The sequence below is a fragment of the Leucobacter japonicus genome, from assembly GCF_001273855.1.
GTDB classification, from domain to species: domain Bacteria; phylum Actinomycetota; class Actinomycetes; order Actinomycetales; family Microbacteriaceae; genus Leucobacter; species Leucobacter japonicus.
This window is the reverse complement of the sequence record NZ_JHBX01000142.1, coordinates 234193-256316: the sequence shown is the minus strand read 5'-3', so window position 1 is coordinate 256316 and position 22124 is coordinate 234193. Positions and strand designations below refer to the sequence as shown.

Here is a 22124-nt window from a genome sequence, read left to right as displayed (position 1 = left end):
CGAACAGGACGCACTATGACCACATTCCTCGAACTCGGCGTCGATCAGGATCTTGTCGATGCGCTCTCGGCGGAAGGCATCGTCGATGCCTTCCCCATCCAGGAGCAGACGATCCCGCTCGCCATCACGGGGCAAGACATCATCGGCCAGGCCAAGACGGGCACCGGCAAGACCTTCGGCTTCGGGTTGCCCCTGCTGCAGCGCATCGGCACCGACCCGGCACCGGGCGTGCAGGCGCTCGTCGTCGTGCCGACCCGCGAGCTCGCGGTGCAGGTCTATGAAGATCTCGAGCTCGCCGCGAAGAATCGCGCAGCGACCGTGGTGCCGATCTACGGCGGCAAGGCCTACGAGGGGCAGATCGAGCAGCTGAAGGCGGGGGCGCAGATCGTCGTCGGTACCCCAGGTCGTCTGCTCGATCTCGCGAACCAGCGCCTGCTCGATCTCGGCAAGGTGCGCGAGATGGTGCTCGACGAGGCCGACAAGATGCTCGACCTCGGTTTCCTCGCCGACATCGAGAAGCTGTTCTCGCTGACGCCCCCGACGCGTCACACGATGCTCTTCTCCGCGACGATGCCCGGCACGATCGTGACGCTAGCGCGTCGATTCATGTCGAAGCCGATTCACATCCGCGCTTCTGACCCGGACGAGGGCGCAGCGCAGGCCAACATCGAGCACATCATCTACCGCGCCCACTCGCTCGACAAAGACGAGGTGATCGGCCGCATTCTGCAGGCCGAGGGCCGCGGTAAGACCGTAATCTTCATGCGCACGAAGCGCGCGGCGGCGAAGCTTCAGGAGGAGCTTGTCGATCGCGGCTTCTCCGCGGCTTCGGTGCACGGCGATCTGAACCAGGAGCAGCGCGAGCGCGCGATGGCCTCGTTCAAAGCGGGGAAGAAGGACATCCTCATCGCCACCGATGTCGCCGCCCGCGGCATCGACGTCGACGATGTGACGCACGTGATCAATCACACCGTGCCCGATGATGAGAAGACCTACCTGCACCGCGTCGGCCGCACCGGTCGCGCGGGTCGCACCGGCATCGCGGTCACCTTTGTGGACTGGGATGACCTGCACAAGTGGGCACTCATCAACAAAGCGCTCGAGTTCGGCGTGCCCGACCCGGTTGAGACCTACTCGTCGTCGCCGCACCTCTTCGCCGACCTCAAGATTCCCGAGGGGTCGAAGGGCCGCCTCAAGGCCACACCGGTCAAGGAGCGCGCTCCGCGCGAGCGCGCCGGAGGGCGCGGTGAGCGCGGCGGCCGAAGTGAGCGCGGTGAGCGCACCGGTGGCTCGAGATCGACCGACGGCCTCCCGGCCGACGGTGACGGGGTCAGCACCAGTACGCGCACGCGCCGCCGCACCCGAAGCGCGAATCCGCAGGGCCGTGGCCGTCACGAGGGCCACAGCCATGAGCAGCACGGGCACGATACCGAGGGCGGCGGTGAGCCCGGTGCCCCGTTGACGCCGGCCGACGCACTCGCTGCCTCGGGCGAGACCGCGGCCCCGAAGCGTCGTCGCCGCCGTCGCCGCAGTGGCGGCGCAGGGAGCACGGCCCCCGCGAGCGACGCTTCGTCGAGCAGCGCGGGCGAGACCGCCTCGGAATGATCGCCCAGACGGGGGCGGACGCCGACGAGGCGGCCGCCCCCGCTCTGCTTCCGCCGAACGTTCCGCACGGCTATCTCCTGACGACGCTCGACTACGACCTCGCGGACGCCGCGGACTGGCCCGAGCATCGCCATGTCGAGCACGAACTGCTGTGGTCCGACGCCGGCGTTGTGCGACTCAGAGCGGCCGGTCGAGTCTGGGCAGTTCCGCCAACGCTCGCGGTGTGGGTGCCCGCGGGCGTCTCGCACGCCGTCGCCGCCGACGCGGGCGCACGCGTGCGCGCCACCTACTTCGTCGATGCCGCGGCGAACGTCTCCGCGATGCCCCGCGTCATTACGGGCGTCGCGATGACAGAACCATTGCGTGTGCTCTTGACGCACAACCTCCAGGGCGATCTGCTCGACGAGGCCGCTCGGTTGCGGCTGCAACGAGTGATCCTCGATCTGCTGGTTCCTGCGCCGCAGGAGTCGTTCGCACTCGTCATGCCGACCAGCATGCACCTCCTCCCGGTCGCTCGAGCGATCCTCGCCGACCCGGCCGATCGCCGAACGACGGCCGACTGGGCCGTCGCGTGCGGAGTGCATCCGCGCACGCTCGCTCGCCAGTTCGCGACCGAGACCGGCACCACGCTGACCCAGTGGCGGGTCCTCGCGAGACTCCAGTTGGCAATCAAGGAGCTCTCGCGCGGGCGTTCGGTGGTGTCCATTTCCCGCACGATCGGATACCGCAATCCGTCGACGTTCATCGATCACTTTCGCGAGCTGACCGGCCAGACTCCGGCGGAGTACCTGCGCGGAGCCCGTGCGGGAAGCGCGTCGTAACCCCGTCAGATTCGTCCCAAAACCGGTACAGCTCGTCCCCTCTCCGCAGTCAAGGTCCACTACGGTAATTCAGGTGCGCCTCATCAACATCCGATGATGTCGCCCGACAGATATTCCGTGTGACTCAGGAGTGCCATGACCCACCCCACGCCCGTTTCGTTCCGCATCGCGATGCGCCGCACCGCAGGCATCGTGCTCGCCGCGTCCGCCGCCATCGGCCTCGCCGCATGCGCGCCTGCCTCGAACGCGAGCGAGAGCTCTGACACCCGCACGTACGAGAACGAGTACGGCACGGTCGAGCTCCCCGAGCAGATCGACCGCATCGTCTCCGTCGACTTCTACACCCCCGCGGCACTGCTCGATCTCGGCGTCACGCCGGTCGGAGTCGTCAACACCTACTTCACCGACACCGATGGCGTCGCGATTCCGCAGGAGTACACGCGAGCAATCGCCGACAGCGACGCGCAGTCGATCGGCGAGTACTACGAGATCAACCTCGAAGCGGTCGCCGAGGCCGACCCCGATCTCATCGTCGCCACCAGCGATTTCCTCACCATGGACGATCCGCTGCGCGCCGAACTCGAAAAGGTCGCGCCGATCGTCACTTTCCCCGCTCGCGACGGCGAGAGCTGGCGCACACGCGCGACCGAGATGGCGAAGATTCTCGACAAGGAAGACGAGCTCGCCCCGCTCGACGAAGCCTACAACGAACGCCGCGACGAGATCATCGCGAAGTACGGCGATCTGCTCACGGACCGCGCCTACACGGTCCTGGTACCGCAGGCGGACGAGTGGGGCACCTACGCGGATACTCACTTCGCCACCCCGATTCTCCGCGACCTCGGCGTGACGTTCCGTGAGCAGCAGGACGACGAGGTGAATGAGGCGCTCTTCCCCGAGTGGTTCTCGTACGAGAGCATCGACCGCCTGTCGAACGCCGATGTCATCTTCATCCTGCAGAGCGACGACGAAATCAAGCAGAATCTGGCAAAGAACACCATCTACGCCGGGCTCCCGGCCGTACAGAACGGCCTCGTCTTCGACTACATCCCGCTCTCACCCACCGGCTCGTTCGGCTGGGCAAGCGACAATCTGGAAGACCTCGACGCGCTGTTCGCCGAGGTGCAGCAGCGGGTCGACGCCCAGGCCTGATGCCCAACACGCACGTCACCGCGCCGATCAGCGCCCCGGCGGCGCGCTCCGAAGCCCCCTCGGTGGGCACAGAGCGTGTCGCCTCCGGCGTACCCCGACTCGCCGCGACGCGCACGATCTTTCTCGTCGCCGCGCTCGCGCTGCTGGCCATCGCCGTACTCGGCAGCCTCTGGGTGGGAGCTCGCGGCATCGCGTTCGCTGAGGTGTGGCAGGCCCTCTGGCACGCCGACGGCGGCGAGACCTCGTACATCGTGCACGAGATGCGCTTGCCCAGGGCCGCTCTCGCGCTTCTGGTGGGCGGTGCGCTCGGCACCGCCGGCGCGCTCATCCAGGCACTCACCCGCAACCCGCTCGCCGATACGGGCATTCTCGGCGTCGGCGCCGGCGCGAATCTCGCCGTTGTCGTCGCGATCGGACTCTTCGGGGTGACCGCAATGTCGCAGTACCTGTGGTTCGCGTTCGGAGGCGCTGTACTCGTCACCGCCGCCGTCTACGCGCTCGGGTCGATGGGTTCCCTCGGCGCGACGCCGGTGCGTCTGACACTTGTGGGCGTCGCACTCGGAGCACTCCTCGGCGGATTCGCGGGAGTCATCACGATGCTGCATCCTGACGCGTTCAGCGACATGCTGCGCTGGAGCGCCGGGTCACTCGCCGGCCGCGGCTGGGGCACCGTCGCCACGGTGCTCGCGCCGATCACCATCGGGCTCGGGCTCGGCGCGGTCTCCGGGCGCGCCCTGAACGCCGTGTCTCTCGGTGACGATCTCGCCCGGTCCCTCGGCGCCAATGTCGTGCGCACGCGCATCATCGTGATCGTCGCGGTCACGCTGCTCGCGGGGGCCGCGACTGCCGCCGCCGGCCCGATCGGGTTCGTCGGCCTCATGGTGCCGCACGTGGTGCGCTGGTTCACCGGCCCCGATCAGCGCTGGATCATCCCGTTCTCCGCGGTCGCCGCCGCACTCCTCCTGCTCTCCTCGGACATCATCGGCCGCGTCGTGCTCGCACCGAAAGAGCTCGAGGTCGGCATCGTCACGGCCGTCGTCGGGGCGCCCGTACTGATCGTGCTCGCGCGACGCCGCCAGGTGAGCACGCTGTGAGCGGCGACCTGCTGCGAACCGGCCGGGCCGGCGAGACTGCGGCGGTGCGGGATCACCTGCACCCGACCCCCGAGGTGCGCTTCGGTGGACGCCGCGTCATCGCCCAGTCGGCGCGTTGGTCGTGGAACCTTTCGGCACGGGCCGCTCTCGTCACCCTCGTCATTGGGGTGGCGACGATGCTCGCGATCGTGCTCTCCATCGCCATCGGCGCGACATCGCTTCAGATCGGGGACGTCGTGCAGGGGTTGCTCGGCACGGCTGACGGCGGCACCGTGCTGGTCGTGCGCGAGTGGCGTTTGCCTCGGGCGCTGCTCGCCGCCCTCTTCGGTCTCGCACTCGGCATGTCGGGCGCGATCTTCCAGTCGCTCACCCGCAACCCGCTCGGCTCCCCCGATGTCATCGGATTCTCGTCGGGGTCGTACACCGGAGCACTCATCGTGCTGTTGGTGACCGGCGGAGGCTATGCGGCGGTCGCGACGGGCGCGCTCGTGGGTGGCATCATCACTGCGCTCGTCGTGTTTGTGCTCGCCTACCGAGGCGGCGTGCAGGGCTTCCGGTTGATCATCGTAGGCATCGGGGTTTCGGCGATGCTCGCCGCGGTGAACATGTACCTGATGCTCCGCGCGACCGTCGAGGAGCAGCTCACCGCCGGTGTCTGGGGCAGCGGATCGCTGAACGGCATCACGATCGAGACGCTCGGGCCCGTGCTCGTCGTGCTTCTGGTGCTCGTGCCCGCGGCACTCGCCCTGTCGCCCGGGCTGCGGGTGCTCGAACTCGGCGACGACGCCGCCGGGTCGCTTGGTTCGCGGCCCACGCGGGTGCGTCTCGTTGCGGTCGTGGTCGGCGTCGCGCTCGTCGCCCTGGTCACCGCCGCCGCCGGGCCGATCGCGTTCATCGCGCTCGTGGCGCCGCAGATCGCCCGACGTCTCACACGCTCGGCAGGTGTGGGATTACTCGCCGCGGGCCTCACCGGCGCGTTCCTGCTCGTCGTGAGCGACTTCGCGGCTCAGCGCGCGTTTGCTCCTCTGCAACTGCCGGTCGGCATCGTCACGGTGTGCGTCGGCGGTGTCTACTTCGTCTGGCTGCTCGTCCGGGAGACGCAGCGCCGATGACTCTTCGAAAGGACCCCACCGTAATGCGTTCCAGTGCTCGGCTGCATGCCGACGACGTCACGCTCGCCTATGATCGGCGCAACATCGCCGAGCACCTCGACGTGCGCATCCCCGACGGGTCGTTCACGGTGATCGTCGGACCCAATGCGTGCGGCAAATCGACGCTGCTGCGCAGTCTCTCGCGACTCCTGAAGCCCGTCGCCGGCGCGGTACTACTCGACGGCGGGTCGATCGCGAAGATGCCCGCAAAGATCCTCGCCCGCGAGGTGGGGCTGCTCCCCCAGACCTCGATCGCGCCCGATGGCATCACCGTCGCAGATCTCGTGTCGAGAGGCCGTTTTCCACACCAGCGTCTCATCAAGCAGTGGTCGGCGGAAGACGCGCGCGCCGTGGCCGCCGCACTCGCCGCGACGCACACCGAGGAGCTCTCAACGCGTCAGGTCGACGAGCTCTCGGGCGGGCAGCGGCAGCGCGCATGGGTCGCGATGGCGCTCGCGCAAGAGACACCTATCTTGCTGCTCGACGAGCCGACGACGTTTCTCGACATCGCGCACCAGATCGAGCTGCTCGACCTGTTTCGGCGGCTGCACCGCGAGGGCCGCACCCTCGTCGCGGTGCTGCACGATCTCAATCACGCAGCGCGCTACGCCACGCACATCATCGCGATGCGCGATGGCCGGGTGGTCGCCGAGGGCCCGCCCGGTGACATCGTCACCGAGCACCTCGTCGCCGAGGTCTTCGGCCTCGAGAGCCGGGTGATCGCGGACCCGGTGACCGGTGGCCCGCTCGTGGTGCCGCTCGACCGCAGCCTCGACACCGGCTTCGACGCCAACGATACGATGGCGGGTATGCCTGAATCCCCGCTTCCCGCTGTCCCGGGCACCCCGGCACCGTGAGCCGTCGCGGTCGTGCGCAGCGCGCCGGGGTGACGCCGGGAGCGGTCTTCGGCGAGGCGCTCTCGGGCGGTCGGCGTCCCGGGCGCACCGCGCTCGCGCTGTCGGGGTTCGCGGCGCACCAGTTCGGCGAGGTGCTCGTGCCGGTCGCGGTCGGCGTCGTCATCGATCATGCGATCGGACTTCGGGATCCGCTCGCGCTCGTCTGGTCGCTCGGGTTGCTCGCTGCGGCGTTCCTGCTACTCATCGTGGCCTGGCAGACAGGCGTGCGCGTCGGCACCCGCGTGTACACCCGCGGCGAGCACACCCTGCGTCAACGCGTGATCGGGGCGGCCCTGTTCGACGGATCGCGTCGCCGCCCGACGGGCGACGTGCTGGCGCTGTCCGCCTCAGACACGTTCCAGTCGGCGGGCATCTTCTGGGTCGCGGCCGAAATCGCGGCGTCCGTTGCCGCGGTCGGCCTCTCGGTGTTCGTGCTGCTCGGCATCGCCTGGCAGCTGGCGGTGGCCGCCATCGTCGGCGCCCTGGTGCAGGGTGCTCTCGTGCACCTCGTGAGCGGCCCCCTGCGTCGACGCGGTTTCGCCGCGCAGAACCGCGCAGCGCGCCTCGACACGGTGGGAACGGACTTCGCGACCGGCTTCCGTGTGCTCAGCTCGTTGGGCGGAGCCGAACGGGCCAGCGAACGATACCGGGCGGAAAGCGCCAGCGCCGCGGAGGCCGCCCTCAGCGCTGAGCGCTCATCAGCGGGTCTCGCGTCACTCGCAACGCTGGTGAGCGGCTGCGTCTTCGCCGGCATCGCCGCCCTCGGCGGCTGGCTTGCGCTGCACGGCGACGTATCGATTGGCGGTTTCGTCACCGCCATGGGGCTGGCGCAGATCATTAAGGAACCGCTGCAGACCCTTGGCTCGGTACCGGCACAGATCGCGGCGAAGCACGGCTCGGCGCGGAGACTGTCGGAATACCTCTCGGGCGACGCGGCACCCGATGCCGGGCTGGAGGATCCGGCACCCCGCACCGAACCTGCCAAGCCGATCGCGACATCGACCGCGAACAGCGCGCCCGCCCCGCTCGCCATCGCCACTGCGCAGGGCTCCGTCGTCGTACCCCCGGGCGCGGTCGTCGGCGTGCGGTGCGACCCGGCGCACGCGAACGACCTCGCCGATCTGCTGGGCGCGCGTCGCGGAGCACTTCCCGGTGAGATCTCGATCGGTGGCATCGATGCCAGCACGCTCGACTCACGGGCGCTGCGCACCGCCATCTTCGCACCCCCGCACGCCGCCGCCGTCTTCAGCGGTTCGGCGGCTGAGAACCTCGGCGCACCCGCCGACGAAACGCACCTCGCGACGGCAGGGTTCGATGAGGTTGTCGCGCGCTTGCCGCTCGGGCTCGACGAGCCGCTCGGCGAGCGGGGGCTGCGGCTTTCGGGCGGCCAGCGTCAGCGGCTGCTGCTCGCGCGCGCCCTGCACCAGCCGCACGAGGTGCTCGTGCTCCACGAGCCGACGACCGCGATGGACCCGGTGACCGAAGCGCGCATCGCCGCAGCGCTCGGCATGGCAGGCCGCACCATGCTGCTGATCACCGATCGTCCCAGCTTGCTCGCCGCCTGCGACCAGGTGCACGACCTCCGGGAGGCCACCCGATGAGCGATCCCCAGACGACCAAGCTCCCGGTGGCGAGCGGTCGCGACACGGCGCGATTCCTCACTCGCACCATCGGCCGCACGCCCCTGCTTCCCATCGCCGCACTCCTGGCGATTGGCGCGGGCACCGGTGCCGCACTCGTTGCTCCGTGGCTCGTCGGCCGTCTCGTCGACGGCGTCGTCGCCGGTGACGCGTCCGTGCTCGTGCCCGTCGTCATCGCGCTCGTCGTCGCCTTCGCCGTCGGCGCCGCACTCACGTGGTTGGGCCGCGTGCTCCTCGCGCGTCTGGCGCAGCGCACGATCCGTGTCGTGCGTGAATCCGCGTTCGCTTCGGCGTTCGCTCAGCCCGCCGCGCGCATCGAGGCCGCCGGCACCGGCGACCTCATCTCCCGGCTCTCCACCGATGTGCGTGCCGTCGGTGAGGTCGTCTCCGAAGCGCTGCCGGCGCTCCTCAGTGCGGGGTTCGGCATCGCGCTCAGCCTCGTCGGGATGAGTGTGCTCGACCCGCGACTCGCCCTGGCGGCTCTCGCCGCGGCCCCCATCCAGATCATCGCCCTGCGGGTCTTCCTGCGGCGCAGCGCTCCGGTCTACCGCGATCACCGCGCTGCGGTCGCCGAGCGGGGCCAGCGCACCATCGAGGCCGTGCGCGGCGCCGACACGGTCGCCGCCCTCCAGGCCGAAACCCGACACCTGACCCGCATCGGCGACGCATCGGAGCAGGCTATCGGGCTGGAGGTGCGCGCGACGCACGTGCGAAACGTGTTCTTCGGCAATCTGAACTTCGCAGAGTTCGTCGGGCTCACGGCCGTGTTGCTCGTCGGGTACCTCCTGGTTTCGTCGGGCACGCTCGAAATCGGTGCTGCGACCGCCGCCGCACTGTACTTTCTCGGTCTCTTCGGCCCGATGGGCAGCCTGCTCGCACGCATCGATGACCTGCAAGACGCCGGGGCGAGCCTCGCGCGACTCACCGGCGTCATCATGCTCCCGGTGCCGGATCGCCAGACGATGGCGATCGAATCGGCAGTGGGCGCACCGACACCTGGCGCCCCCACCGCTGCCGTGCGGCGCGGTCACCTGGAGATCGTCGATCTGGAATTCGGCTACCGCGCCGACACCACCGACCTCGTTGATGTTGCGCTCTCCATCGCCCCCGGGGAGTTCGTCGCCGTCGTTGGCGCGAGCGGCGCGGGCAAGTCGACGCTCGCCCGCGTCGTCGCCGGCGAGCTCGTGCCCCGCCGCGGCACGGTGCGGCACGACGCACGCGCGCTCGCCGAGGCACACCCCGTCGATCAGCGTGCCGCGTCCGTGCTGCTCGCGCAGGAGCCGCACGTGTTCGATGGCACCGTGCGCGACGATCTGACGCTCTTCGCCGACGCCGATGACGCCGCGATCACCGCGGCGATCGGGCGCCTGGGTGCGGAGTGGATCCTGCATCTGCCCGAGGGGCTCGACACTCGTATCGGCGATACCGGCCTCACCCTGACTCCCGGTCAGGCCCAGCACCTCGCGCTCGTACGCGTCGCGCTCGCCGAAGCCCCGCTGGTCATTCTCGATGAGGCAACCGCTGAAGCAGGCTCGCAAGATGCGGAGTTGCTCGACGCCGCGTCGCGCGCCGCTGCCGGCCCCCGCACCTCGGTCGTGATTGCGCATCGGCTCGCTCAGACCGCGAGCGCAGATCGCATCGTGGTCATGCACGACGGCCGGATCGCCCAGACCGGCACTCACGACGAACTGCGGGCGGTGCCGGGCCCGTACGCCGAACTCTGGTCTGCGTCGCAGGGCCACTGAGACGACTGGCGCATCACCCTGAGTCGATTCAGCGCGGCGTCGCGAGCCCTTCGCGGAGCCGCGCTACCGTCTCGAGGTCGGTGGTCTGCTGCCCGAGGAGATTCGGCTTGCCGGCGCCGTGGTAGTCGCTCGAGCCGGTCGCCACGAGTCCCTGCTGAGCGACCGCCGCGATGATCGGAGGCATCCAGTCGTCGCGGTGCTCGGGATGGCGCAGCTCGACTCCGGTGAGCCCCGCTTCGGCGAGCTCGCCGAGTTCGCGCGGAGATACGGGAGTCCGCTGTCGGAACGCAGCCGGGTGGGCGAGCACGGCGACGCCACCTGCAGCGTGCACCATGCGAATCGCTTCCACGGTCTCGATCGCGTCGGTGCCGAGGTAGTACCGGGAGCGCGGATGGAGCAGCTCGGCGAACACCGTGCTGCGATCGGGGAAATACCCGGCAGCCACGAGCGCGTCAGCGATGTGCGGCCGACCGACCGTGCGCGCGTCTTCGTCGCCGACGACGGCCTCCCAGGTGATCGCGTAATCGGCGGCGACCAGACGCACCATTTCGCGTGCGCGGGTCAAGCGCGATCGGCGCACATGGGCAAGGGCGTCGAAAAGTTCACCGGCGAGCGGAGAGATGCCGTACCCGAGCAGGTGCCGAGATTTGCCGCCGTGTTTGGTGGTGATCTCGATGCCCGGCAGAAAATCGACGCCCACCGAGGCCGCCGCCTCACGCGCTTCGTCCCACCCATCGATGGTGTCGTGATCGGTGAGGGCGAACCCGGCCAAGCCGATGTCGGCGGCATCGCGCGCGATCTGAGCGGGCCGGGTCGTGCCGTCCGAGAACACCGAGTGCGTGTGCAGATCGAAGCCAGGCTGCCCCGCCGCGGAATCCGTCATCCTGCCATCTTACGGCGCGGTCGCTGCCGGTCGCATGCGGCGTCGAAGTGAGAAGATGGACGCATGACCGACAGCGCTCAGACCACTCACGAGGTGGAAATCGACAACAGCAACCGGAGCACCACTCCGCAGACCGACGTGTTCGTGGAGTACCTCTCCACGCACTGGGCGGATCGCCCGGAGACGCTCCCCGAGGCCTGGCCAGTTGCGGCGCACGCCGCCGAGCGCCGCGCGACCTTCGCCGCGCAGTTCCGGGGTGAGCGCGTCGTCGTGGCCGCGGGTGCGATGAAGCAGCGCTCCAACGACACGTTCTACCAGTACCGCGCGCACAGTGCGTTCGCCCACCTCACCGGGTGGGGGTCCGCGAGCGAGCCCGGTGCCGTTCTCGTGTTCGAACCGCGCGATGGCGGCCACGACGCCACCGTGTACTTCCGCGAGCGAGCCGGTCGCGACAGCGATGAGTTCTTCGCGAACCCCGAAATCGGCGAGTTCTGGATCGGGCCGCGCCCGTCGCTCGCGCAGGTTTCGGCGGCGCTCGGCGTCGCCACCGCCGGGCTCGCGGAGTTCGTTGCCGGTGACGCCGACCGCACGCTCGACGACCCCGAGGTGGCCCGCGTCGCCTCCGAGCTGCGCCTCGTCAAAGACGCGTACGAGCTCGCCGAGATGCAGGCCGCGGTCGACGCAACGGCGCAGGGCTTCGATGACGTGCTCGCGGCTCTGCCGCAGGCGAGCGCGCACACGCGCGGCGAACGCATCGTCGAGGGCGTCTTCAACCAGCGCGCCCGCCTCGAGGGCAACACTGTCGGATACGAGACCATCGCCGCGTCGGGCCCCCACGCCTGCACGCTGCACTGGATTCAGAACGATGGCCCCGTGCGCGACGGCGATCTGCTGCTGCTCGACGCCGGAATCGAGCTCGACAGCCTGTACACCGCGGACATCACGCGCACCGTACCCATCTCGGGCACCTTCAGCGAAGTGCAGCGTCGTGTGTACGAGACCGTCCTCGAAGCGGCTGACGCCGCACGCGCCATTGTGAAGCCGGGCATCCGCTTCCGCGAGGTGCACGCCGCCGCGATGGAGATCATCGAGCGCCGCACGCGCGAGTGGGGCTTCCTCCCCGAAGACGACGGCACCGCCTACTACCGTCGCTACATGGTGCACGGCACCAGCCACCATCTCGGCATGGACGTGCACGACTGCGCGCAGGCGCGCCGCGACCTGTATCTCGACGGCGTGCTCGAGGCCGGCATGGTCTTCACCATCGAGCCCGGCCTCTACTTCCAGCCCGACGACCTCACCGTGCCCGAGGAGTACCGCGGCATCGGCGTGCGCATCGAAGACGACATCGTCGTGACGGCCGACGGCTGCGTGAACCTGTCGGCGGGGATTCCGCGCGAGGCCGCAGCGGTCGAAGCCTGGGTGCAGCGCCTGCGCGCGTCGCGCAGCTGACGCGAAGCGCGCGCGTCGCGGGCTCGCAGTACCGGAGGCTAGACTCTGTGGCCATGGTCTCCGGTACTGCACGCACGCGCGCCCCGTGGCGCACCCGCGTGCACGCCGTGGGTGCGACCGGCACGGCCGCGCTGCTGCTCGGCACCACAGTGCTCGCCCCGTTCTCGATGACCGCGGCGTTTGCCGCGACCGGCGACCCGACTGCGGCGAGCACGAGCCGCACGCAGTCGGTCACCGCTGCGACGGCGACCGGCAGCGCTACGCAGGCCGGACTCGACATCGCGGCGGCAGAGGAGCCGGCCGCGACGGCATCGGCGAAGCAACCCGCCGCCGGCACCGACAGCACCGCGCTCTACACGCTCGAGCAGTTCATGTTCAGCGGCGCCGTGAACTGGGGCGGCTACCGCTTCACGTATTACAGCGAGCAGGTGCTTCCCGGGCCCGGCCTCGAGATTCCCGGCCGCCACGTCAACGATGACGGCTACGTCAGCGACTCCGATGGCTACATCGTGCTCGCGGGCGACGCCCCGAAAGGCACGGTCTTCGAGACGCCGTTCGGGCACCCCGGCAAAATCTACGACCGCGGTACCTTCGGCACCCACCTCGACGTCTACATCCGTTGAGCGGGTCGCGCATGCATCGTTCCCATCCCTGGCGCATCGACGGGGCCCCGACCACCGCACACCTCGATCACGAAGCGCTGCGGGAGTTCCGGTTCTCGAACGGCCTCGGCTTTCCGAAATCGTATGTCGACTTCATTGAGCGGTACGGGTGGGCCCGCACCTTCGGCCTGTGGCTGATCTACCCGCCCGTGCGCTCCGGCTTCGCCGACGGTCGGGCACGCGCCGAGCACCTCACCACGCGCTTTCGCGCACAATTCCGTGAGGGCCGCATCGAAGACTTCGACTGGATGATCGAGCCCGACGGCTCGTGGGAGCTCGCGGAGCGTCTGGACGTGTTCGGCTGGAGCGAGAACGGTGATTTTCTGCTCTGGGATCCCGCGGGCGCTCGCGCAGACGGAGAGTTCCCGGTCTGGGAGTCGCGCCGCGCCGACACACTGTATCTGCTTGGGGCGACCCTCGACGAGGCGCTTCCCCGGTTGCGTGCGGGGTCCGTACTGCATCGGGAGCACCCCGAGCTGCCCGACGTCCAACCACTCCTGGCGGTACGCCTCTAAGGGTGCGGGGCGAAACGCGCTATTCGACGTCGCCGTCGACGTACACCCAGCGGCGGTCGGATCCGGATCGCGCAAAGCGACTGCGCTCGCGCAGTTCGATGCGCCCCGCCGGCCCGCGACCGATCGCGGTGAACGTCACCGAGCCGGTCCCGTCGAACGGTCCGCCGCCCTCAACCTCCTCGATGAACAGTCGCCGCCATTCGGTGCCGTCGTCGAGGTCGAGGTCATCGGGCCGTGTAACCGGGTCCCAGCTCGCGCGCAGATACGCGGCGTCGCCGAGCGCGAACGCGCTGAACCGCGACCGCATGAGGCGCTCGGCCGTGGGCGCCGGCTCCCCCGCGTGCAACGGGCCGCAGCACGCCGCGTAGGCGATGCCGCGGCCACAGGGGCAGAGCGGGTCGGTCACGCGCCGAAGCCGCCCCGCAGGGCGCGTTCCAGGGTGTCGAGGCGCACGCCACCGAGTGCGAGCGCGTCGCGGTGAAAGGCGCGGATGTCGAACGATCCCCCGTCGCTGGTCGCGCGCGCGGATGCCTCATCGCGCAGCTGCTCCCAGATGCGCTGACCGACCTTGTACGACGGAGCCTGCCCGGCCCAGCCGAGGTACCGGAGCACCTCAAAGCGCACGAACCCGTCGTTCATGTTGACGTTGTCGGCGAGGAACCCGAAGGCGTACTCGCCATCCCACACGCCACCGTCGGGGCGACGCTTGCCGAGGTGTACACCGATGTCGAGCACGACGCGGGCGGCCCGCATGCGCTGACCGTCGAGCATGCCGAGGCGATCCGCCGGGTCATCGAGGTATCCGAGCTGCTCCATGAGGCGCTCCGCGTACAGCGCCCACCCCTCGGCGTGACCCGAGGTGCCGGCGAGCTGGCGACGCCACTCGTTGAGCGATCCGCGGTTGACCACCGCCTGGCCGATCTGCAGGTGATGACCGGGCACGCCCTCGTGGTAGACCGTGGTGAGCTCGCGCCAGGTGTCGAACTCGGTGACGCCCTCGGGAACGGACCACCACATGCGGCCGGGGCGGGTGAAGTCGTCGCTCGGCCCGGTGTAGTAGATGCCGCCCTCCTGCGTCGGTGCAATGCGGCACTCGAGCGCATGGATCTGCTCGGGGATCTCGAACTGCGTGCCCGCGAGTTCGGCGACCGCGCGATCGCTGGTCTCCTGCATCCAGCGCTGCAGCGCCTCGGTGCCGTGGAGCTTGCGCGACGGATCCTGTTCGAGTTTCGCGATCGCTTCCGCGACGATGCCGGGACGGGGCGACCCGCCGACGATCTCGGCCGCCGTGCGTTCTTGCTCGTCGACCATGCGCGCGAGCTCCTCGAGCCCCCACTCGTAGGTCTCGTCGAGATCGATCTTTGCGCCCAGGAACGCCTCCGAAGCGAGCGCGTAGCGATCCCGACCGAACGCGTCGGCGGTGGGCGCGTGCGGCGCGACCTCGCGCTCGAGGAAGTCGGCGAGCTCGGAGTACGCGCTTGACGCTTCTGCGGCCGCCGCGGCCACCTCGATCGCGAGACCCGCCGGGATCCCCGCCGTGCCCGCGAGCCGCCCGAAGAAACCGAGATCTTCGGGCGTGCCGGCGGTGCGACGCGCTTGGGCGGCAACCTCTTCGACCTGGCGGATCGCGGGAACGAGACGCTGCCGCACCCCGTCCGCAAGCGTCTCGCGATACCCCGCGAGCGACGCCGGCACGGCGCGCAGACGCGCCGAGACGTGCTCCCAATCCGTTTCGGTATCGGTGGGCATGAGGTCGAAGATGTCACGGATGTTCTGCGACGGCGAGGCGATCACGTTGAGGTCGCGCAGGTGCTCGCCCGCGTCGTGCTGCGCGAGCGAGAGGCGCAGCTCGGCCTCCAGGTCGGCGCGAGTCACGGCATCGACCTCGTCAATGGGCGCGGTCGCGACGAGCTCGGCGAGTGCGCGACGCTCGTCGGCCGCGAGCGCCTCGGCGCCCTGCGGGGAGAGGTCGGGCAAGCCATCCACGGTTCGGCCAATATAGGTGCCGATCGTCGGGTCGTGTTCCACCAGGGTGTCCACCCAGGCCTCGGCGATACGGTCGATCGCGGTCTGCTGGCGCTGTTCAGTCATACGACAACGCTACGACGGAAACCTCGGCTTCTTCCGAGCGACGCGGCGACGACGTGAGAACCGGAGCGCGCGCACGCTAGACTGAACGTATTCGCTGCGCATTCGCGCGCCCGCACGACCGAGGAGTTTTCGTGAAGATCCGCACCCGCATCGCCACCGCCGTGACTGTCGCGCTCGCCTCGGTCTTCGTCGCTGCCCCCGCATTCGCGAGCGGCGGCGGAGACGACACGGCGTCGATGCTGTCGCACGCAGGCGAGCCGCTCAACTATGCGGGCATCGCCGCGGTCGGCATCGTGCTGCTGCTCATCGTGCTCGTGGGCTCCACGCTCGTCGGCAACCTCTTCGAAAAGAAGTAAGCGCCGCACTGAGACATCACCGCACGAAGGGCGGCGATCCGGATTCGGATCGCCGCCCTTCGGCGTTGCGGCACCTGAGTGCGCTCAGGCTCGCGCCGCGTTCAGCTGCGCACCACCCGAATGCCAGACACCGCCGTATCGACGGCGCCGCGCACATACCCCGTGGGCGACGCCGCGACGGCCTGGAGGAACGCGACGGTCTCGGCCGTCACCTCCTCGCCCGGCAGCAGATTTGGAATTCCCGGCGGGTACGCGGCGAGCGTATCGGCGGAGATGCGGCCGACCGCCTCGGCAGCGGGCACGACTTCGCTCTCACCGAAGTACGCGTCGCGCGGCAGTACGCGCAGCGCACCGGGCTCGGGCAACTCGGGGAAGCCTGCTGCGGCCGCGGTGTCAGGATCGGCAATCGCCGCAGTCGCCACTTCGTCGAGCGCCGAGATCACGCGCTCCACATCGGGAACGTTGAGTGCACCGATCACGGCGACGACGCTCGTCGCCGTCGACATCTCCAGGTAGATGCCGTGCTCGGCGCTCATGCGACCGCGTACCCAGTGGCCGCTGCGGCCGATGCGAGAAACGTCGATGGGCACCCGCAGACGGTCGGTCGCCACGATATCGGGGAACGCGTCGAAGCCGTCACTGATGATGGCGAAGCGGTCGTCGGCGCGCAGCCGATCCCGAATCTCATCGGCCGCACGGATCGCCTCGCCGATGCGCGCCTCACCCTGCACCAGCGCGCGCCGCGCCTCGTCGAGCGACCCCATCAGCAGGCTGCTCATCGAAGTGGACGCCGTCATCGAGTAGGCGCGAGCGACCAGCGGCTCGAGACGGTCGGCGAAGGGCCCCTCGCCGAGGTGCAGCATCGCCGACTGCGTGAGCGAACCGGCGAGCTTGTGCGTGCTCGACACGACGAGGTCGGCGCCGAGTCGGGCCGGCGACTCGGGCAGGTCGGCGTGAAAGCCGAAGTGCGCTCCCCAGGCGCCGTCCACGATGATGGCCGCGTCATGCGCGTGCGCCACCTCGGCAAGACCGGCGACATCTGCGGTCGACCCGAAGTAACTGGGCGAGACAACGTAGACGCTCGACACCGCACGGCCGGCCTCGGCCTCTCGCGTGAGCGCGGCATCCAGCACCGCGGGCGTCAACCCGTGGGCGATCCCATGATGCGCGTCGATTCCGGGGCGCACGAACGCGGGTACGAGACCTGAGAGCAGCACTCCGTCGGTGAGGCTCGAGTGCATGCTGCGCTGCACGAGAATGCGTTCGCCGAGCCCGCGCACCGCGATGGCGGCAGTACGGTTTGCCTGCGAGGCACCGTTCGTCAGGAACCAGGTGCGACGCGCACCCCAGGCCTCGGCGGCAAGCTGCTGCGCCTGCGCGAGCGGCGAGTCCTCCCCCAGGTCGATGCCCTCGAGCATCAGCGGGATGTCGACCGCGGGCACCCGCTCGCCAAGCAGGTCGGTGAGGTGTGACGCACCGTGCTCGGGGTCGCTGCCGTGCCCCGGCACCATGAGCGACATCGGGCGGGCGTCGGCGAACCGGCGCAGCGCGTCGGCATACGGAGCCGTGCGCTGTGCGGCAGACGCGGCGGCGGCCTGCCGCGACCGCGGCGCCACATCGGTGCCACGCGCCGCAGGCCCAGCGGCACCGCCGATCGGCGCCACGGTCGGGGCTTCGTTGCCCAGCGGCGAATGACGGGGGTCGATACGCGAATCCTGTTCCAGCATGACTCCAGCGTGGCCGCGCAGGACGTCGGCGTGAAGCCCGCAATCGCCTCCCGGGAGCCATATACTGTCTGGAACGCACTGGGGCGAATGACCCCGGTTGATCCAGAAGAACCGAGGTACGCGGTGATTGATTTCCGACAGCTCCAAGCGCTCAGCGCGGTAGCCGCGGAGGGTTCCGTCGCGCGCGCGGCGAAGCGGCTGGGCTGGAGTCAGCCGACCGTCGACTATCACCTCAAGAATCTTGATCGCCTCGTCGGCACGGATCTGACGACGCGGAGTACCCGAGGCAGCAAGCTCACCACCGCGGGCAACCTCATGCTCGAACGCGGCGACGAGATCTTGAGCCTCGCTGATCGCGCGCTCACCGACGTGCGCGATCTGGCGCAGCTCGGCAAGATTCGACTGCGCTTCGGCACCTTCCCGACGGCGGCCTCACGTCTGCTCCCCGGCATCGCCAGCCGCGTCGCCGAACTCGGCATCGAACTCGACGCGACGCTCGAGGAGCTCGCGCCACTCATCACGCGCATCAACCAGCACACGCTCGACGCCGCGCTCGTCTATGCCGCCGGCGGGTACCGGCTCCCGTTCCGCGCCGAGGTGCACACCACGCACCTGTTCACCGATCCCATGCTCATCGCATTGCCCGCGACGCACCCCGCCGCGTCGCACGCGTCGTTCGACCGGGAAGCGCTCCTGTCGCTCGCCGACGACAGCTGGGTCATGGGGTCAACGCCGGGCGATACGCTCGACGATCTCGTGCGCGAGCTCTTTCACGCCGAAGGGCTGCAGGTCAACGTCGCGATCCGCACAGACGACTACTCGGTGGTACTCGGGCTCATCGCGGCGGGAATGGCCGTGGCACTGGTGCCGAGTCTCGTGAGGTTCAATCCTCCGGAGGGCGTTGTGCTGCGCCCCATCGACGATCCGCGATACGCGCGGGAACTGCTGCTTGCAGCGCCCGCCGGGCCGGGCGGCCCATCAGCGGCCGTGCGTCAACTCGCCGAGGCGGTGCGGCGCTCGATCAGTGCCCTCGGCTAACGCGTGACGGGGCGGGCGGGGCCAGACAGCACCCCGCCCACCGAACAGGTCAGTGCCCGCCGTGTGCGCCCGAGGTCTCTTCGGGCTTCTTGATGAAGAAAGACAGCACGATCGGCACGACCGCGATGCACGCCGCGGTGAAGAACGCCGCGTGCGCACCCGGCGCACCTGCATCGGCGGTGGCGAGACCCTCGGCCTCACCGGCGTGCAAGAAGCTCGAGTAGATCGAGATCAGCACGGCGGTGCCCGCGGCTCCGCCCACCTGCTGCAGCGTGTTCAGCGCGGCAGATCCGTGCGAGTACAGCGAACGCTCGAGAGAGCCGAGCGATGCCGAGAACAGCGGGGTGAATGAGCCCGCAAGACCCAACGACATCGCGATCTGCACGATCATGAGGAACCACATCGGCGTGTGCGTACCGACGGTCGAGTACACGAACATTGCCGCGGCGATCAAGATCGTGCCGGGCACGAGCAGCGTCTTCGGCCCGCGGGCATCGTAGATGCGCCCCATGACCGGCCCGAGGACGCCCATGAGCACCGAGCCCGGCAACAGCACGAGGCCGGCCTGGGTCGGGTCGAGCCCCGCGACGTTCTGCAGGTACAGCGGCAGCAGCGAGAACGTGCCGAACATCGCAAGCGAGATGATCGCCATGATGATGACCGACAACACATAGTTGCTCGAACGGAACACACGCAGATCGAGCAGAGCATCGTTCTTCTTCTGCAGCGCGAGCTGGCGCCACACGAACAGCGCGAGGAACACGACTCCGCCACCGATGATGATGGCGGTCATCGCGGGGCCGCCCGTCGAGGCGCCGTGTCCGCCCAGCTGGCTGAGCCCGAAGACGATGCCGCCGAAGGCGAGCGCCGAGAGCACGATCGACAGTACGTCGATCGGCGCGTGCGTGGTCTCGCCGAGATTGGTCATCCACTTCGCACCGAGCAGCAGCGCGATGATCGCGATCGGCAGAATGATGCCGAAGAGCCAGCGCCACCCGAGCGTGTCGAGCACGACGCCCGACAGCGTCGGGCCAAGTGCGGGTGCGAGGCTGATGACGAGGCCGACACGCCCCATCATGCGGCCGCGCGACTGCGGCGGCACGACATTCATGACGGTCGTCATGAGCAGCGGCATCATGATGCCGGTGCCGGCCGCCTGCACGACGCGGCCGACGAGCAGCACGCTGAACCCGGGCGCGACGAGACAGATGAGCGTGCCGAGCACGAAGGTGGAAATGGCCGCCAGGAACACCTGCCGGGTAGTGAAGCGCTGCAGCATGAAGCCGGTCGTCGGGATGACCACGGCCATGGTGAGCATGAAGGCACTGGTGAGCCACTGCCCGAGCTCGGGCGGAATGCCGAGGGTGACGTTGAGCTCGGGGATGGCAATCGCCATCGTGGTTTCGTTCAGGATCGCAACGAACGCGGCGATCAGCAGCAGCCAGATGACCCGCATGCCTGCGGGGTCGATGGTGTCGCCCGCCGATTTCGGCGTGCGTACGGAAGCGGTATCGGGTGTCAAGAGTGGCACTCCTCGAGAAGACGACGCTGCCCCGGGCCAGGAGCGCGCGAAGCTCCTCGTAGGCAGACGTATGAGTCTAACCGAGATCCGCGGGTTTCCATTCCGCGGATCCCCAACTGTTTACGTTCCGAACGGATCGCCGAGTCGTGCGAGGAACTCCCGCGTCTCTGGGCGCTCGGGGTGCTCGAAGATCTGCTCGGGCGTGCCCGACTCGATGATGACACCGTCTTTGAGGTAGACCACCCGGTCGGCGACGCGCCGCGCGAACGACATCTCGTGCGTCGCCATCACGATCGTCGAGCCAGCCTCTTTCAGCTCGCGCACCAGATCGAGCACCTCGCCCACGAGCTGCGGATCGAGCGCGCTCGTGATCTCGTCGAGCAGCAGCAGTTCGGGATCGGTCGCGATCGCGCGCGCGATCGCGACGCGCTGCTGCTGACCACCCGAGAGACGATCGGGGTACTCCCCCGATTTCTCGCCGAGCCCGATGCGGGTGAGCAATTCGAGCCCGCGGCGCTCGGCCTCGGCTCGCGGCGTGCGGAAGACCTTGCGCGCGGCCAGGGTGACGTTGTCGAGCACGGTCATGTGCGGAAAGAGGTTGTAGTGCTGGAAGACGACGCCGATCCGAGCGCGCACGGTGTCGGCATCGGCACGCGGATCAGTGATGTCGTCACCGGCGAGCAGAATCCGCCCGTCGTCGACCTGCTCGAGCAGATTCACCGTCTTCAGCAGCGTCGACTTCCCAGAACCTGACGCACCGATCAGCACCACAGCCTCGTGCTGGTGCACAGTCAGATCGATGCCGCGGAGCACGGCCTGGTCGCCGAAGCGCTTGACGACCCCCTGCACGTCGAGCACGGGGTCGGTCGGGTGATCCTGCGCGGTCACACCACACCTCCGATCTGTTCGCGTCGCTGCGCCCGGGCCGTCACCCAGTCGGTGATGCGAATGAAGGGCAGCGACAGCAGCACGAACAACACCCCAGCGACGACATAGGGCGTGAAGTTGTAGGCGGACGCCGACTCGATCTGTGCGGCGCGCACCGCGTCGACCGCGCCGAGCACCGAAATGAGCCCGACGTCTTTCTGCAGCGAGACGAAATCGTTCATGAGGGCGGGCGTGACCTTGCGCACAGCCTGCGGCAGCACTACGAGCCGCAGCGTCTTCGCGTGGCTGAGCCCCAGCGAGCGGGCCGCCAGCCGCTGCGACGGGTGCACGGCGTCGATGCCGGCTCGAAGTACCTCAGCGATATAGGCCGAATAGCAGAGGATGAGGGCGGTCGCGCCCCAGAACTGCGCGGGAAGTCGCCCGGTCAGCTCGAGCCCGGGAATACCGAAACCCACCAGGTACAGCACGAGCAGTACGGGGATGCCGCGGAAAATATCGGTGTAGCCTGCCGCGAGCAACCGGATCGGGGTGAAAACCGGGCCGCGCAGCGTTCGAGCGATTGCGAGCAGCGTGCCCAGCACGGCCACGCCGATCGCCGCGACGAACAGCACCTGGATGTTGAGCCACAGCCCCTTGATGACGCGCGGGAACGACTCGAATGCGACCTGCGGATCCAGGAACGTCTCGCGCACCCGTTCCCAGCCGGGGCTGTTCACCAGCACCAGCAGAATCAGCGTCGCGAACACGAACGTGCTCGCGATGCTGATCAGGATCGACTGCTGCCCGCGCGACCGTCGGTAGGCGCGTCGGTCGAGCTCGATCTGGCTGAAGCCGTCGAGCTGCGTGACCGACGAGCCGGCTCGGTCCGGTGAGTGGGTCACCCGAC

At 69.1% G+C, this 22124-nt stretch carries 20 protein-coding genes; 13 read left to right on the top strand and 7 right to left on the bottom strand.

Features of this window, described 5'->3' with window-relative positions; translation table 11 throughout:
• Positions 1-15: 15 nt before the first annotated feature.
• From AMS67_RS15435 to AMS67_RS15400, 8 genes are all read left to right on the top strand, one after another.
• Positions 16-1605, top strand: a complete 1590-nt coding sequence (locus tag AMS67_RS15435) for a DEAD/DEAH box helicase (RefSeq protein ID WP_053388143.1) — start codon at positions 16-18, stop codon at positions 1603-1605.
• Complete coding sequence (locus AMS67_RS15430; protein ID WP_053388142.1) at positions 1602-2426, top strand: AraC family transcriptional regulator; 825 nt, start codon at positions 1602-1604, stop codon at positions 2424-2426. The genes AMS67_RS15435 and AMS67_RS15430 overlap by 4 nt, the downstream gene beginning before the upstream one ends.
• 135 nt (positions 2427-2561) lie before the next feature.
• Positions 2562-3578, top strand: coding sequence for an ABC transporter substrate-binding protein (locus tag AMS67_RS15425; RefSeq protein ID WP_053388141.1), 1017 nt, complete (start codon positions 2562-2564; stop codon positions 3576-3578).
• Complete coding sequence (locus AMS67_RS15420; RefSeq protein ID WP_053388140.1) at positions 3578-4672, top strand: FecCD family ABC transporter permease; 1095 nt, start codon at positions 3578-3580, stop codon at positions 4670-4672. Before AMS67_RS15425 ends, AMS67_RS15420 begins: the two co-directional genes overlap by 1 nt.
• Complete coding sequence (locus AMS67_RS15415; RefSeq protein ID WP_241488111.1) at positions 4669-5784, top strand: FecCD family ABC transporter permease; 1116 nt, start codon at positions 4669-4671, stop codon at positions 5782-5784. Before AMS67_RS15420 ends, AMS67_RS15415 begins: the two co-directional genes overlap by 4 nt.
• A gap of 23 nt (positions 5785-5807) precedes the next feature.
• Positions 5808-6680 carry an ABC transporter ATP-binding protein gene (locus AMS67_RS15410; protein ID WP_306455255.1) on the top strand — a complete coding sequence of 291 codons (873 nt, stop codon included), beginning with the start codon at positions 5808-5810 and terminating at the stop codon, positions 6678-6680.
• The gene (locus AMS67_RS15405; RefSeq protein ID WP_082305556.1) at positions 6677-8320 is read left to right on the top strand and encodes an ABC transporter transmembrane domain-containing protein; all 1644 of its coding nucleotides are present in this window, start codon (positions 6677-6679) and stop codon (positions 8318-8320) included. Before AMS67_RS15410 ends, AMS67_RS15405 begins: the two co-directional genes overlap by 4 nt.
• On the top strand, positions 8317-10104 hold the full coding sequence (locus tag AMS67_RS15400; RefSeq protein WP_053388138.1) for an ABC transporter ATP-binding protein: 1788 nt from the start codon (positions 8317-8319) through the stop codon (positions 10102-10104). The genes AMS67_RS15405 and AMS67_RS15400 overlap by 4 nt, the downstream gene beginning before the upstream one ends.
• A gap of 28 nt (positions 10105-10132) precedes the next feature.
• Here the strand turns inward: AMS67_RS15400 and AMS67_RS15395 are convergent, their stop codons facing one another.
• The gene (locus AMS67_RS15395; protein ID WP_053388137.1) at positions 10133-10987 is read right to left on the bottom strand and encodes a PHP domain-containing protein; all 855 of its coding nucleotides are present in this window, start codon (positions 10985-10987) and stop codon (positions 10133-10135) included.
• A 63-nt stretch (positions 10988-11050) separates the two neighbouring features.
• Between AMS67_RS15395 and AMS67_RS15390 the strand changes: the two genes are divergently transcribed.
• The 3 genes from AMS67_RS15390 to AMS67_RS15380 are packed head-to-tail and all read left to right on the top strand — an operon-like array spanning position 11051 to position 13616.
• Positions 11051-12439 (top strand): aminopeptidase P family protein, encoded by a 1389-nt coding sequence (locus tag AMS67_RS15390; protein ID WP_053388136.1) that lies wholly within the window; start codon positions 11051-11053, stop codon positions 12437-12439.
• Between the two features lie 53 nt (positions 12440-12492).
• Positions 12493-13062, top strand: coding sequence for a hypothetical protein (locus AMS67_RS15385; protein ID WP_053388135.1), 570 nt, complete (start codon positions 12493-12495; stop codon positions 13060-13062).
• 11 nt (positions 13063-13073) lie between these two features.
• Positions 13074-13616 carry a hypothetical protein gene (locus AMS67_RS15380; protein ID WP_053388134.1) on the top strand — a complete coding sequence of 181 codons (543 nt, stop codon included), beginning with the start codon at positions 13074-13076 and terminating at the stop codon, positions 13614-13616.
• Positions 13617-13635: 19 nt separating this feature from the next.
• Here AMS67_RS15380 and AMS67_RS15375 read toward each other — a convergent pair whose 3' ends face one another.
• Both AMS67_RS15375 and AMS67_RS15370 read right to left on the bottom strand, forming a co-directional pair.
• On the bottom strand, positions 13636-14022 hold the full coding sequence (locus tag AMS67_RS15375; RefSeq protein ID WP_053388133.1) for a YchJ family protein: 387 nt from the start codon (positions 14020-14022) through the stop codon (positions 13636-13638).
• Complete coding sequence (locus AMS67_RS15370) at positions 14019-15707, bottom strand: DUF885 domain-containing protein (protein WP_053388132.1); 1689 nt, start codon at positions 15705-15707, stop codon at positions 14019-14021. The genes AMS67_RS15375 and AMS67_RS15370 overlap by 4 nt, the downstream gene beginning before the upstream one ends.
• A gap of 131 nt (positions 15708-15838) precedes the next feature.
• Between AMS67_RS15370 and AMS67_RS15365 the strand changes: the two genes are divergently transcribed.
• The gene (locus AMS67_RS15365) at positions 15839-16063 is read left to right on the top strand and encodes a hypothetical protein (protein ID WP_053353337.1); all 225 of its coding nucleotides are present in this window, start codon (positions 15839-15841) and stop codon (positions 16061-16063) included.
• A 101-nt stretch (positions 16064-16164) separates the two neighbouring features.
• Here AMS67_RS15365 and AMS67_RS15360 read toward each other — a convergent pair whose 3' ends face one another.
• Entirely contained in the window at positions 16165-17790 is a 1626-nt protein-coding gene (locus tag AMS67_RS15360; RefSeq protein WP_082305555.1) for an aminotransferase class I/II-fold pyridoxal phosphate-dependent enzyme, read from the bottom strand.
• A gap of 123 nt (positions 17791-17913) precedes the next feature.
• On the opposite strand from AMS67_RS15360, the gene AMS67_RS15355 reads away from it, so the two are divergent.
• Positions 17914-18828: a LysR family transcriptional regulator gene (locus AMS67_RS15355; protein WP_075201474.1), complete on the top strand. Its 915-nt coding sequence runs from the start codon at positions 17914-17916 to the stop codon at positions 18826-18828.
• A 49-nt stretch (positions 18829-18877) separates the two neighbouring features.
• Here AMS67_RS15355 and AMS67_RS15350 read toward each other — a convergent pair whose 3' ends face one another.
• The 3 genes from AMS67_RS15350 to AMS67_RS15340 all read right to left on the bottom strand — a co-directional run bounded on the left by AMS67_RS15350 (position 18878) and on the right by AMS67_RS15340 (position 22119).
• A complete protein-coding gene (locus AMS67_RS15350; RefSeq protein WP_053388130.1) occupies positions 18878-20350 on the bottom strand; it encodes an MDR family MFS transporter in 1473 nt (490 codons plus the stop codon).
• Positions 20351-20470: 120 nt separating this feature from the next.
• On the bottom strand, positions 20471-21238 hold the full coding sequence (locus tag AMS67_RS15345; protein WP_053388129.1) for an amino acid ABC transporter ATP-binding protein: 768 nt from the start codon (positions 21236-21238) through the stop codon (positions 20471-20473).
• Positions 21235-22119 carry an amino acid ABC transporter permease gene (locus AMS67_RS15340; protein WP_053388128.1) on the bottom strand — a complete coding sequence of 295 codons (885 nt, stop codon included), beginning with the start codon at positions 22117-22119 and terminating at the stop codon, positions 21235-21237. The genes AMS67_RS15345 and AMS67_RS15340 overlap by 4 nt, the downstream gene beginning before the upstream one ends.
• Between the last annotated feature and the right edge of the window lie 5 nt (positions 22120-22124).